This window comes from Flavobacterium cheniae (assembly GCF_004363695.1).
Lineage (GTDB): Bacteria > Bacteroidota > Bacteroidia > Flavobacteriales > Flavobacteriaceae > Flavobacterium > Flavobacterium cheniae.
The window spans coordinates 756,255-770,122 of record NZ_SNZC01000001.1; the positions used below are offsets into that span (position 1 = coordinate 756,255).

10 protein-coding genes are annotated in these 13,868 nt (G+C 30.5%); 3 read left to right on the top strand and 7 right to left on the bottom strand.

All coding sequences use genetic code 11. From position 1 onward, the window contains the following. Nucleotides 1-256: 256 nt before the first annotated feature. Nucleotides 257-3,064, bottom strand: a complete 2,808-nt coding sequence (locus C8D80_RS03625; protein WP_133607457.1) for a helix-turn-helix and ligand-binding sensor domain-containing protein — start codon at nucleotides 3,062-3,064, stop codon at nucleotides 257-259. Nucleotides 3,065-3,173: 109 nt separating this feature from the next. Next, nucleotides 3,174-4,532 (bottom strand): T9SS type A sorting domain-containing protein, encoded by a 1,359-nt coding sequence (locus tag C8D80_RS03630; RefSeq protein ID WP_133607459.1) that lies wholly within the window; start codon nucleotides 4,530-4,532, stop codon nucleotides 3,174-3,176. 343 nt (nucleotides 4,533-4,875) lie between these two features. Here C8D80_RS03630 and uvrA point away from each other — a divergent pair, with 343 nt between their 5' ends. Next, complete coding sequence (gene uvrA, locus C8D80_RS03635) at nucleotides 4,876-7,668, top strand: excinuclease ABC subunit UvrA (RefSeq protein ID WP_133607461.1); 2,793 nt, start codon at nucleotides 4,876-4,878, stop codon at nucleotides 7,666-7,668. Beyond that, a complete protein-coding gene (locus C8D80_RS03640) occupies nucleotides 7,668-8,864 on the top strand; it encodes an LETM1-related biofilm-associated protein (protein WP_133607464.1) in 1,197 nt (398 codons plus the stop codon). The genes uvrA and C8D80_RS03640 overlap by 1 nt, the downstream gene beginning before the upstream one ends. Here the strand turns inward: C8D80_RS03640 and can are convergent. From can to C8D80_RS03665, 5 genes are all read right to left on the bottom strand, one after another. Further along, nucleotides 8,861-9,496, bottom strand: coding sequence for a carbonate dehydratase (gene can / locus C8D80_RS03645; protein WP_133607466.1), 636 nt, complete (start codon nucleotides 9,494-9,496; stop codon nucleotides 8,861-8,863). The two genes, C8D80_RS03640 and can, sit on opposite strands and share 4 nt — an antisense overlap. Before the next feature lie 104 nt (nucleotides 9,497-9,600). Then, nucleotides 9,601-10,284 (bottom strand): carbonic anhydrase family protein, encoded by a 684-nt coding sequence (locus C8D80_RS03650; RefSeq protein WP_133607468.1) that lies wholly within the window; start codon nucleotides 10,282-10,284, stop codon nucleotides 9,601-9,603. Nucleotides 10,285-10,286: 2 nt separating this feature from the next. Next, nucleotides 10,287-11,882: a SulP family inorganic anion transporter gene (locus tag C8D80_RS03655; RefSeq protein WP_133607470.1), complete on the bottom strand. Its 1,596-nt coding sequence runs from the start codon at nucleotides 11,880-11,882 to the stop codon at nucleotides 10,287-10,289. A 72-nt stretch (nucleotides 11,883-11,954) separates the two neighbouring features. Then, on the bottom strand, nucleotides 11,955-12,248 hold the full coding sequence (locus C8D80_RS03660; RefSeq protein WP_133607472.1) for a hypothetical protein: 294 nt from the start codon (nucleotides 12,246-12,248) through the stop codon (nucleotides 11,955-11,957). 90 nt (nucleotides 12,249-12,338) lie between these two features. Beyond that, complete coding sequence (locus tag C8D80_RS03665; protein WP_133607474.1) at nucleotides 12,339-12,818, bottom strand: Dps family protein; 480 nt, start codon at nucleotides 12,816-12,818, stop codon at nucleotides 12,339-12,341. A gap of 97 nt (nucleotides 12,819-12,915) precedes the next feature. On the opposite strand from C8D80_RS03665, the gene C8D80_RS03670 reads away from it, so the two are divergent. After that, nucleotides 12,916-13,854: a LysR substrate-binding domain-containing protein gene (locus C8D80_RS03670; protein WP_133607476.1), complete on the top strand. Its 939-nt coding sequence runs from the start codon at nucleotides 12,916-12,918 to the stop codon at nucleotides 13,852-13,854. Nucleotides 13,855-13,868: the final 14 nt, after the last annotated feature.

Here is a 13,868-nt window from a genome sequence, read left to right on the forward strand (position 1 = left end):
TTTAAATAATTAATAATCGTATTAAAAATTGGTTTTGTTAATGATTTCATAAAAATAGCGAGTAAATATTACATTTTTGATAAAATTAACCTCAACAAAAAATATACATCGTAAAAAAGACGCTGGAAGCATTGAAAAATGCCAATAAAACATCGTTTTAACTGAATAAAAAAAGATTTTGATAATATCTTAAAATATCAGTTAAAGAATGTTTGTATAGGTAATGTATAGGTAAGAAAAACGCGCTTTTAGGACATTATATAGCTAATAAGTATTCCACAAGTCCCATTTCATGAGGAAGATTCATTTTCTTTCGCAAACGATATCGCTTAATTTCGATACTACGTACTGAAATATTAAGTAAAGGTGCTATTTCTTTTGAAGATAAATTAAGTCGTAAATAAGCACACAAACGCAAATCGTTTGGAGTTAGACTTGGGTGGTTTTCTTTAACTTTCTTCAAGAAATTATTATCAGCACTATCAAATGCTTCTTTAAAAATATTCCAAGTATTTTCTTCTTTCACATTTTTATTTATCGTAGAAATCACAGATTTAATACTTCTATTTGATGTACTATCTGTTGAGTTTTTTAAATCGCCTTTAATAATGTTTAAAAGTTCTGTTTTCTTGATAAGATTCATTGTAGAAACAGCAAGTTCCTTGTTCTTTTTGTCTACATCTTGAGTAAGCTGTTCGTTTTTAATTTTCATTATTTGCTGTTCATTCTCTAATTCCTTTAATTCTAATAAAATATTATTTTCAGCAATAATGCGTTGATGTCTTTTTTCGTGATAAATAGTGTAAAATTTATTGATGTAGTATCCTAAAACGATTAACATAATGAAGTAGAACATCATGGCCCAATTGTTAGCATACCAAGGTTTTTTAATCACAAAAGAATAAATAGCAATATTATCTGTTACAGAATTTGCTACTTTAGCTCTAACACTAAAAACATAATCGCCAGCTGGCAAATTTTCAAAAACGACTTGTGAATTAAAAGACCACTCACTCCATTCGTCATGAAGTCCTTCTAATTTGTACTGATATTCTGCATTAATGTATTTATCATATTCTGGAACGGTGTAATTAAATGCTAAATTATTTTCATCATGATGAAACGTTCCTTTTTCAGTAATTGAAATATTCGTTGATTTTGAATTGACAACATTATTAGAAATTCCGAAAAGCGAAACTTTGTGATTACTAAATTTGAACTCGTTGTTATTTAAAACATAATAACCATCTGTTGTTCCAATTAAATATGTTTCATCGCTTAATTGCAGAATATTTTCGTAACCAGGCATTGAATTGGTTAAAGAAGAAGGAATTGGCAGACTGTTTTTCTTTAACTCAGGTGATAATTTCCCAGAGGAATAGTAGTGAATGTAATTTTTAGTAAAAAACCATAATTTGTTTGATTTATCTACAATCATTTTTCCAGTTACATATTCGTCATTTTGAAATATTTCACTTAGAGATTTGTCTTTCTCAAAAATCTTTGTGGCATTATTCATTTTAAAAATACCATCCTTAGAAGCATAATAAATTTGATTATTGTACTTGGCTAAGGTTGCATTTTTACTTTTTGTAAGGTTATCAAATTTAATAATATCAGAAGCATTAAGAAGAGATTTATCTACTTTAAATTTATAAACTCCTTTATATTCATGACTTATATAAATTTCATTTGAGTTTAAAACCTCAAAATGCTTAGAAGAATAATTAAATCCTTTTATTTTGTTCTTATAAACCCAAGTATTATTCCTTTTCTCTAATACAGTAATTCCATTGTAATTACCTTGTAAAATATAATTGGTATTTCTAAAAGGGACAAATTTCCAAGTTCCAGAGGAGACAAAAATTGGAGTTGCATTTTTATCATTAATAACAAATGTTCCCGAATCATGTCCGCAAAAAAGCGTGTTTTGATAAGAAAACAAAGACCAAACTTGTCCTTTTGTATTTTGAACAAATTCAAATTTAGAGGTAGAATTCAATTCTTTACAAAACAAACCTTGATTAGTTCCAATGTATAATTTATTATTATGAGTTATTGAAGCATAGGTAGTTCCTAAAATTCCTGTATTATCTATATAGCTTTTTATAGGCGATTTAAGATTGATACAATTGATTCCGTTATCTAGTCCAATCCAAAGATTTTTATCAATATCCTCAAAAAGAGAAAGTGCAGTGTTATTACTTAATCCTGAATTTTGCGTTATATGATAGATGAGTTTGCCTTCTTTAGATAAGATAAATATTCCGTTTGAGATGGAACCTAAAGCTATACTTTCATCAGACAACATCTGGCTACTGTAAATATTACTTTGCTGAATTTCGACATCAACATTTGTTGAGAATTTACTTAATACACCATTCTTATAATTGAAAATCCCTTGCTTTTGAGTGACTAAGATTAACCCTTCGTTTGTATCAAAAATATTAATCAGTTTATTTTGATTGATAATATCGTTGCTTAAAAACAATTTACTTTTACCTTGATCAATCTCATACAACCCTTTTGTGGTCTGAAAATAAATACCATTAGCAGTCTTGAAAGCTTTATTAATTGTACTATTTGGGTTAATTATAGTGAATGATTTTGTTTTTGTATTGAAAGCATAAATTTTTTCTAAAGATTGAAAAAGTATCCAATTGTCGAATGGAAAGATACCCCAAAATTGTTCATCATCATTAATTTTATCTTTAATTGAATTACTAAGTGAAGTGTATGATAATTGACCATTTATAGCACGTTGCCAATAACCGAATTCCATAAAAGAACCCGTATAAATTTTATCGTTAATACACTTAACCGAACGAATAATTGTCTCATTAGGAGAAGGATTTAAAATCCATTTGGAACCGTTAAATTCTAACAAACCTTCATTATTAGCAAAATACATGAATCGATGATTATCTTGAGAAATCATCCAATTTTGAATTCCAGCACCATATACATCTTTAGAATACTTTACAATTGGAGGTAATTGTTGCCCAACACAAAATACTGAAGATAAGAATAATAAAAGCTTGAATAGAATTTTCGAAAATTGCATTTAAATAAAATTAAAAACTAAAGATATATAATATTAAATTTATAAAAAAATGATTAATAAAAAAAGACTGCCATTACTGACAGTCTTTAATACATTATATTGGTTAAAATTACTCTTTTATAAACTTAGTTGATGAAACGTTACCATCTACCATTGCTTTAACAACATAAATACCAGCATTTAATCCTGAAACATCTAAAGTAATAGAGTCTCCATTTACCTCTTTATTGATTACTTCTTGTCCTAAAACATTATAAATAACTAAGTTTTGAATAGTTCCAACTGATTCAATATTAAGCAAATTAGACGTTGGATTTGGATATAACTTCGTTTTTGAAACATCAAAACTATTAGATGATAAAACTGTATTTTTGTGAAAATAAATATTATCTAAATAAATTTTAATTGGCACATTGTTATCTGCTCTTGCTGCAGTAATTACAATTTGAGCTATTGCGTTTCTGCTTAAATTAGCTGGAGCACTAGCTGCAACAAAACTACTTAATGGAATATCAAGAGAAACCCATTGATTAGTTAATAATGGAGATGGTAAGAATTCAATTGCACTAGTCTCACCCATACCTCCATTATGGTTTGATAACTTTATACTCATTACTTGCCCAACCGGTAAGGTACCTCCAATCCAATAATCAACGTGTAAAGTAGTAAAAGTTGTTGCATCAAATAATACAGAAGCGAAATCAATTCCTGCAAATACTTTACCAGCAGCAAAATCAATAACTTTAGTTGGATTACTTTGAACAGGGAAATCATTTATTCTTGCTGAAGCAGGTCCCCAATCTGGCCCCCATTGACTAACAGTTAAGTTAGAATAAGCATCACTGTAAACAGATACAACATCTGCCGTTGGTCTAGCAGGAGGTGGTGTTGCAGCAACTGTTGGCGTAGGAATACAAGCAGCACAAGAACCTCCACAATCAATTCCTGTCTCAGTTCCATCTTGAATTCCATTAGTACATGTATTCACAACCTGAACAACAGAAACATTATCAATAAATACAAAGCCTGTCGCAGCACCTAAATCAAAAATTACTCTATCCGCAACAGCATCACCATAATTGATTGTGTATTGATATGAAAAAGTCTGTGGTGTAGCAGTTAAAGAAGTTGTTGAAGTTAAAGCAGCCCAAGGAGCATTATTTTGCCCTAAGCCAACTATAATGTTTCTTGTTGCAGTTGTTGCGTCAGTAAATGCCGTAAAGGTCAATTCATAAGTTAATCCACTAGTCAAATTAATGTTTTGACTTAAGTTTACATCATAAGGATTACCTGCTGCCAATACATTCGCTTGGTTTACAAAATTGGAACCACCAAGATCAACAACATTTGCAGCGTTATTATACCAAGGTGCTGCTGTACCCGTTTGAAAATCACCATTTGTCACCAAATTCTGAGAAAAACCCAGTGAACAAAAAATTAATGATAGAAAGAAAGTAATTTTTTTCATAATATATAATTTATTTAGTTAAAATTTATTGAATGTAAATTTAATCCATAAAATTTTTAAACAATTCTCAATCCATATATACAAACTATACATTGCGTTTTTTATACCACAATTTTTATACAATTGAAATAAAATTATAAATTATTAATTATCAAGCATTTATATCGTTAAAATTTTATTTAAAAATTAAAATGTATAGTTGATGTATAGTTTAATAATCGTATTTTTTGACCATTAGAATGATATAATCAACTCTACTTTAAGCAAAAAATCAATTTGGAATGAAAGATATACTATAACTTAAAATAGATTAATTATCTTTGCAATTCTATTAAAATCAACAATGATACAACACGATTTTTCAACCTTAGAACCAAAAAAAAATATCTTAATTAAAGGCGCTCAATTGCACAACCTTAAAAATTTAGATGTTGCTATTCCACGAAATAAATTAGTAGTAATTACTGGTCTTTCAGGTTCAGGAAAATCAAGTTTAGCTTTTGATACTTTATATGCCGAAGGGCAACGTAGATATGTTGAAAGTTTGTCTTCATATGCACGACAATTCCTTGGAAGATTAGACAAACCAAAAGTAGAATACATAAAAGGAATTGCTCCTGCGATTGCCATCGAACAAAAAGTAAATACTAGTAATGCACGTTCTACAGTAGGAACTTCTACAGAAATTTATGATTATTTAAAACTACTGTTTGCCCGAGTTGGGAAAACCTACTCTCCAATCTCTGGAAAAGAAGTAAAAAAAGATACCGTTTCTGATGTTATTAATGACATTAAAGAATTTCCAATAGATAGTAAATGGTTACTGCTTGCTCCTATTCATTTAGAAGAAGGAAGAGCTTTAGAAGACAAACTAAAAGTTTTATTACAACAAGGTTTTGCACGTATTTTAGTAGATAACGAGATGGTGCGTTTGGATACGTTAGACCAACACCAATTGGACAATAAAGATATTCTACTAATTATTGACCGAATTGTGGTTAAAACTGAAGAAGAATTCTTCAATCGTTTAGCTGATGCGGTACAAACTGCTTTTTATGAAGGAAAAGGCGTTTGTTATTTGCAAGAAGTGGATACTAAAAAACGTTTGGAATACAGCGCTAATTTTGAATTGGATGGTATCACGTTTTTAGAACCTAATATTCACTTGTTCAGTTTCAATAATCCTTACGGAGCTTGTCCAACATGTGAAGGCTATGGAAGTGTTATCGGAATTGATAGTGATTTAGTGATTCCTAATACTGCTTTATCTGTTTACGAAAATGCTGTATTTCCTTGGCGTGGCGATAGTATGAGTTGGTACCGAGATCAATTGGTAAACAACGCTTATAAATTCGATTTCCCTATACATAAACCGTTTTTCGAACTTTCAGACGAACAAAAACAACTGATTTGGGACGGAAATAAATATTTCACTGGATTAAACGATTTCTTTTCGGAATTAGAAGAGAAAAATTATAAAATTCAAAACCGCGTTTTACTTTCTAGATATAGAGGTAAAACAAAATGTCACACGTGTAAAGGCAAACGATTACGTCCCGAAGCTAATTATATTACTGTTGGGGGTAAAACAGTTTCTGATTTGGTTGATTTACCAATCGTAAATTTGATTGATTTCTTCAAAAAATTAGAATTAAACGAATACGATGCCAAAGTAGCCAAGCGTTTATTAATCGAAATCAACAATCGTTTGGACTTCTTATTCAATGTGGGATTGAGTTATTTGACGTTAAATCGTAACTCCAACTCACTTTCTGGAGGTGAATCGCAACGTATTAACTTGGCCACTTCGTTAGGAAGTAGTTTGGTAGGTTCTATGTACATTTTAGACGAACCAAGTATTGGTCTACATCCAAAAGATACCGAAAGATTAATCGAGGTATTGAAAGAACTTCGCGATTTAGGCAACACTGTTATCGTTGTAGAACACGACGAAGATATCATGAAAGCAGCCGATATGATTATCGATATTGGTCCAGAAGCAGGAACTCATGGAGGTGAATTAGTTGCACAAGGAACCTATGAAGAAATTCTAAAAGCCGATTCGCTAACAGCAAAATACTTAAATGGTAAAGAAGAAATTTCAGTGCCAAAAACAAGAAGAAAATTCAAAAATCATATCGAAGTAATTGGTGCGAGAGAAAATAACTTAAAAAATGAAAACTTCACTTTCCCATTAGAATGTTTGACTGTGATTACAGGTGTTTCGGGAAGTGGAAAAAGTACCTTGGTGAAGAAAATTTTGTTTCCAGCCATTCAAAAAAAATTAGAAGGTGTTGGTGAAAAAGCAGGACAATTTACCGAATTAGCCGGAAGTTTTTCGCACATCAAACATATTGAATATGTAGACCAAAATCCGATTGGAAGAAGTTCGCGTTCAAATCCAGTTACTTATATTAAAGCGTATGATGATATTCGTGAACTATTTGCCAAACAAAACGTTTCCAAACTACGAAATTATCAAGCAAAACATTTCTCTTTCAATGTAGAAGGCGGAAGATGTGAAGTTTGTAAAGGTGATGGAGAAGTTACTATCGAAATGCAATTCATGGCAGACGTTCACTTAGAATGTGAAGTTTGTAACGGAAAACGTTTCAAAAAAGAAGTGTTAGAAGTAACGTTTGAAGGTAAAAACATCAATGATATTTTAACCTTAACTATTGATGATGCTTTGGCGTTTTTTGGAGCGCACAACCAAACTAAAATTACACAGAAATTGCAACCTTTACAAGATGTTGGTTTAGGTTATGTGCAATTAGGACAATCCTCTTCTACCCTTTCTGGTGGCGAGGCGCAACGTATTAAATTAGCTTCATTCTTAGTTAAAGGAACTATAAAAGATAAAGCATTGTTTGTTTTTGATGAACCTACAACAGGATTGCATTTTCACGATATTAAAAAATTATTAGCTTCTTTTGACGCTTTGTTAGACAAAGGACATTCGATTATCGTAATTGAACACAATTTAGATTTAATTAAATGTGCCGATTATATTTTGGATATTGGTCCGGAAGGCGGTGAAAACGGTGGAAAATTAATGGCTTTTGGCACACCCGAAGAAGTAGCTAAAAACAAGAATTCGATTACTGGAAAATATTTAAAAGAGAAACTAAACTAATGATAAACCCTTCTGCAAACGGATGGATTGATAAGTTTTTTGCTGAAAATCAAGCTAATTTTGTTGATTTTCAAGGCAATACTTTGACTTTTTATGAAGATTGTAGAGCAACAGGGTTTATATATGGTTATGTGGTACGTTACCAACTTAAAAATCAAATCAATACCGTAAAATGGTCATATGATGAAGTGACGAAAGTTGGGTTCTTAAACACACTTTTTTCCTTGTATTGCATTGAAAAATCAAACGGAACTAAAGAAGATTTCATCAATTCGGTTTATGAATTTTATAAAATTATTCAGCCAGAAAACCTGAATTTCATTAAAAAACTACTACCAGAAGGTTCTTATAGTACCCGTTTAGAAAAAGTGATTGATGACCGAATTCAAACCAATAACAATACGATTAGCAAGAATTTTTCACATATTATTACAAATGCACTTTTATTTATCGATGTTTTAGCTTTTGAACATTATTTAAAAAATGATACTTTACCTTCCGATTATTTGAAAAATATGGAATCGGATTGTATTAAAATTGTTTCTTTGGCTTTAAAAATAAAAGAAAGTAAGTCAAAATACGACGAATTATTGGTGAAATTATTTGAAAATTCAATTCGTTATACCAAATTCAATTCCATCGAAAATATCGAATTATCTGAAATCAAGTTGATGCGACATTCTTCGCTTCTGGAAAAATTGTATCTTTTGGATATTGCTCAAATGGCTCTTTGGAGCGATGAAAAATTAGAACACAACGAAGAAAATTTCTTAAAACAATTGAGTTCAGATTTAGAATTAGAATCAGACTTACTTGAAAAAAGTAAAAAAGTAATCAATGCTTTTATAGAAAAATACAAATCGGAAATTCCGTTCTTTAATTATTCCAATCCTATCAAACATTTTTACGATCAAGCCAATAAAAATGTAACCAAACTTATCATTCGAAACAAAGACCGATTAACAAAAGAAATCAAAGAAAGTGGTGAATTAATGCAACTTTTAGCCAAATCAACCACTAAAGATTTGAGCAAAGACGAAAAAAAGAAAGTAAAAAAACAGTTACTAGATGTCTGTAAAACAGTTCCGTCGTTAACTATATTTTTACTTCCTGGTGGTGGCTTATTATTGCCTATTTTGATAAAATTTATTCCGCAATTATTGCCTTCTGCTTTTAATGAGAATTTAGATGATTAAAACTTCAACTGATACACATCATCCAAGTCTTTATCACAACTAAAATTTACACCTAAATCGGTTACATAACCATCGTTAAGACCATAAACCCAACCATGTAAAGATAACTCTTGTCCGTTTTTCCATGCGTTTTGAACAATGGATGTTTTGGCTAAATCCATAACTTGTTCTTTTACATTGATTTCTACGAATTTATTGAAGCGTTCTTTTTCATCGGTAATGGCATCTAATTCTTCATGATGAAAACGATATACATCTTTAATATGACGAATCCAATTATCAATAATTCCAATAGAAGTATTTCCCATTGCGGCTTTAACTCCACCACAACCATAATGTCCACAAACAATTACGTGTTTGACTTTTAAAGCATTTACAGCATAATCCAATACGCTTAACATGTTCATATCAGAATGTACAACCATATTAGCAATATTTCGGTGTACAAAAACTTCGCCAGGTTCAGCCCCAATAATTTCATTTGCAGGAACGCGACTATCTGAACAGCCAATCCATAAAAGTGGTGGACTTTGTCCGTCGGCTAAATTTTTGAAATAGTTTGGGCTAATGGCTAGTTTGTTTTCCACCCATTTTTTGTTATTGTCTAATATCTTTTTGTAAAAATCAGTCATTATCATTGTGTATGTGTTATCAAATATAAAATAAAAAAGCTATCAATTCCGTATTAAAATTTGGTGAAGTGATAGCTTTTTGAAAATATGATTTAAAATTATCTTTAGTGTCTTAGGTCTGAAACCGTAAATTCAGGATTAGAATTATCTTTAATGTACATAACATCATCGTAGAAAATTACTTTACCCGACTCGATATCGTGCATTGCTCCTACAATTCCGATTTGACCTTCTTCTAACATTTGTTCTAAAACAAAACTTCTTTCGATAATGTTTTTTACACTTCGTTTTACATTGATTTCTGCTACATTTTCAACGAATCCACTGTTTTTTGAAGTTCTGTCATCTGTCGTTTCTTTTTCTTGATAAACTGCAGGTTGAATTTTTGATAATAGTTCTGTTAAATTACCCATTTCAACATGATCACAAGCTCCTTTTACAGCTCCACATTTTGAATGACCTAAAACAACGATTAATTTAGAGCCAGCTACTTTACAAGCAAATTCCATACTTCCTAGAATATCGGTATTTACGATATTTCCAGCAATTCGTACCGAAAAAATATCGCCTAAACCTTGGTCAAAAATCAATTCCGCTGAAGTTCTACTATCAATACAACTTAAAATCGTAGCAAATGGCCATTGTCCATCACGAGTTTCGTTGGCTTGTTCTAATAAGTTTCTGTTCGCTTTTAAATTATTAATAAATCGATCATTTCCCTCTTGTAAAAATTGTAATGCTTTACGAGGTGTCATTTGTGCTTGAGTTTCTTTATTATGTGCTTTCATATTTATTTTATTTCTTTTTTATCTTCTTTAATTTCAATGTGTTTAAATTCAGTATTATCTAAATTATAATGCTCTTTAAATCCTTTTAAGGTTAAATCTATTTTTTTGTCTTCGGCTTTTACATTCCTAAAATCCTTTATCAATTCTACCACATCAAAATCAATATATTTGGTGTTTGATGCATCGATAACTAATTTAGAACCTTTTGGAATACGACCTAATGTATTTTTAATAGCTGCTTTATTTAAAAATGAAACTTCTTCAGCTAGTTTAATTGTAATTATATCACCATCGTGTAATGATTCCTTTTTGAACGAATAAGCAAATTTCAAGTTTTGATACAAGATAAATATTATACTTACTGCTAAACCAATTCCTACACCTTTTAATAAATCGATACGAACAACCGCAATTACTGTAACAACAAAAGGAATAAATTGAGAATATCCATTATTCCACAAGTGAACAAAAACGCTTGGTTTCGCTAATTTATATCCAACCATTAATAAAACCGCAGCCAATGCAGCTAATGGAATTTTATTTAAGATAAACGGAATTGATAATGCAAAAGTGAATAACAACAATCCATGAAAAATAGTTGAGAATTTAGTTCTACCACCAGAATTTATATTGGCAGACGAACGAACAACAACAGATGTCATTGGCAAGCCACCTAATAAACCACTAACAATGTTTCCAATACCTTGAGCCTTCAACTCACGATTTGTGTCTGTAAATCGTTTGTAAGGATCTAATTTATCTGTCGCCTCAATACATAATAATGTTTCAATGGACGCAACAACAGCAATGGTTACCGCAACAATCCACACTTTTTCGTTTGTTAAGGAAGCGAAATTTGGTAAAGCAAATCCATTACTAATTTCAGTAAAAGAAGGCAAACTCACCAAATGGTTTTGAGTAACAATCGCTAAACTTGAACCCGATTGAATAAAAAATTCATTCAATAAAATACTCACGACAACCACAACCAAAGCGCCAGGAACAACTTTTATTTTTTTTAAAGCAGGAACTTTTTCCCAAGTAATTAAAATGGCTAACGATAACAATGCAATTATTAATGCTCCTGTATGAATGTAATTGATAGACTCAAATAAAGTATCAAAAGTTGTATGACCCGATTTTTCGATATAGAAAAAATCGCCCTCGTTATCTACATCATGACCAAAAGCATGTGGAATTTGCTTTAAAATAATGATGATTCCAATAGCAGCTAACATTCCCTCAATAACACTTGTGGGAAAATAATTAGAAAAACTTCCCGCTCTCAAAAAGCCTAAAGCGATTTGAATTAATCCTGCTAAAATTACCGCAACTAAGAAAATATCAAATCCTCCCAAATCAGTAATTGCTGCAAGAACGATAGCTGTTAATCCAGCAGCTGGACCAGTAACACTCAATGCTGAATTACTTAAAAAACCAACAACTACACCGCCAATTACACCCGAAACAATACCTGAAAACAAAGGTGCTCCAGATGCTAATGCAATTCCTAAACACAATGGCAAAGCCACTAAAAATACAACAAGACCAGATGCAAGATCTCCTCTTACATTGGAAAAAATAGAATGATTATTCATGAATTTTTTGTATAATACATTAATAGTACACTCAAAAATTAAAAGAGTGTTAATAAAGAAAAATGAAATGTATTATGCCAAATTAGGAGGTGGGGAGAAAATTTGGTGAGCCAAATTGTCAAAACTTAATAAATCGTGTTCTATTAGAACATTAAGCTTTACTAACTCTCCGAATGAAAAATGAACTACTGAATAATTAGTAGTTTGTACCGTTTTAATTTCATTAAATAGCGAATGATTTTCCTCTTCTTCACACATTGTGTAAAAATAAGAGGTATCTGCTTCTTTATCTACCATACCAATTAATGTTGGAGTAGCTAAGAAAGCAATAAATAAGAATAAAAAAACAGTTGATAAAAACTTCATATAACAAATATAAAAATATTTTATAGTAATTCAACGATTAGTAAAAAAATAATGCTGTGAAAATTCACAGCATTATTTTTTTTAAACATATTAAATTTCTTCGTCCAACCAAGCTTTGAGCATCCAGTTGGTTTTTTCTTGCTCGGCAATAAAATCACTCATCATAGAATTAGTTCCTTCATCATTTATTTCTGATGCTTTAGCTAAAATTACTCTTTCAACTTGCAGCAAAACACTTAACGATTCTAAAATCAGCTGAATAGCTTCTACATCTTTTGAAATATCTTTTCCTACTTTTAATTTGCTATTTACAATATAATCTGAAAATGTATGTAAAGGAGTTCCTCCTAAAGTAAGTACACGCTCTGCAATTAAATCAATTTTTAACTGACTATCGTTGTATAATTCTTCAAATTTTAAGTGCAAATCAAAAAATCTTTTTCCTCTAATATTCCAATGTAAACCTCTTAAATTTTGATAATATATTTGAAAGTTAGATAACAATCCGTTCAATTCATTTACTAATTCTTCAGATTGTTCAACTGGTAATCCTAAGCTATTAAGTTTCATAATTTAGTATTTATTTTCTCAAATTTACAAAATTCCACACCCATTCCCTATAAATTTAATTGATAGTTTTTATATTTGCATCAAATTTATCAATGTTATGACAATTACTCAATTATACTACGTTTTGGCTGTAGCCGAATATAAAAACTTTACGTTAGCTGCTGAAAAATGCTTTGTAACACAACCTACATTGAGTATGCAAATTCAAAAATTAGAAGATGAATTAGATATTTTGATTTTTGATAGAAGCAAAAAACCAATATTGTTAACAGAAGTTGGTGAGAAAATCGTTAACCAAGCCAAAAACATCGTAAACGAAGCAGGAAGAATTAAAGATATTGTTGATCAACAAAAAGGATATATTGGTGGCGAATTTAAAGTGGGGATAATTCCAACAGTAATGCCAACCTTACTTCCTATGTTTTTGAATAATTTCATTAAAAAATATCCAAAAGTCAATTTAATTATTGAAGAACAAACCACTGAAGATATTATCAAGAAATTAAAAAATGGTCATTTAGATTGTGCTATTGCCGCTACTCCATTAGAAGAAGAAAATTTAAAGGAAATCGTTTTATATTACGAGCCTTTTGTTGCTTATGTACCTTCTAATCATCCTTCAATTGATAAAAAAGAAATTGAAATCTCTGATTTAGATTTAGACAAGATTTTACTTTTACAAGACGGACATTGTTTCAGAAATGGAATTCTTAACTTGTGTAAAAACAATAAGTATATTGCTGATAGTCATTTTCAATTGGAAAGCGGCAGTTTTGAAACGCTAATCAAATTAGCCGATGAAGGTTTAGGAACTACGCTACTTCCTTATTTGCATACTTTAGATTTGAATGAAAAGAATAAAGAAAAACTAAAACCGTTTAAAGATCCAAAACCGGCTAGAGAAGTTAGTTTGATTTATCCTAAAAACGAATTGAAAATACATATTATTAACGCCTTACGCGATACAATATCTGGCGTTGTCCGTGGAGCAATAGCATTTAGTGATGTTGAAATTATAAGTCCAAAAACAAAATAGATTTCAATATATAC

Bases quoted from the DNA above. Each gene is read 5' to 3' on its own strand.
- C8D80_RS03625 (WP_133607457.1), bottom strand. From the start codon at position 3,064: ATGCAATTTTCGAAAATTCTATTCAAGCTTTTATTATTCTTATCTTCA.
- C8D80_RS03630 (WP_133607459.1), bottom strand. From the start codon at position 4,532: ATGAAAAAAATTACTTTCTTTCTATCATTAATTTTTTGTTCACTGGGT.
- uvrA (WP_133607461.1), top strand. From the start codon at position 4,876: ATGATACAACACGATTTTTCAACCTTAGAACCAAAAAAAAATATCTTA.
- C8D80_RS03640 (WP_133607464.1), top strand. From the start codon at position 7,668: ATGATAAACCCTTCTGCAAACGGATGGATTGATAAGTTTTTTGCTGAA.
- can (WP_133607466.1), bottom strand. From the start codon at position 9,496: ATGACTGATTTTTACAAAAAGATATTAGACAATAACAAAAAATGGGTG.
- C8D80_RS03650 (WP_133607468.1), bottom strand. From the start codon at position 10,284: ATGAAAGCACATAATAAAGAAACTCAAGCACAAATGACACCTCGTAAA.
- C8D80_RS03655 (WP_133607470.1), bottom strand. From the start codon at position 11,882: ATGAATAATCATTCTATTTTTTCCAATGTAAGAGGAGATCTTGCATCT.
- C8D80_RS03660 (WP_133607472.1), bottom strand. From the start codon at position 12,248: ATGAAGTTTTTATCAACTGTTTTTTTATTCTTATTTATTGCTTTCTTA.
- C8D80_RS03665 (WP_133607474.1), bottom strand. From the start codon at position 12,818: ATGAAACTTAATAGCTTAGGATTACCAGTTGAACAATCTGAAGAATTA.
- C8D80_RS03670 (WP_133607476.1), top strand. From the start codon at position 12,916: ATGACAATTACTCAATTATACTACGTTTTGGCTGTAGCCGAATATAAA.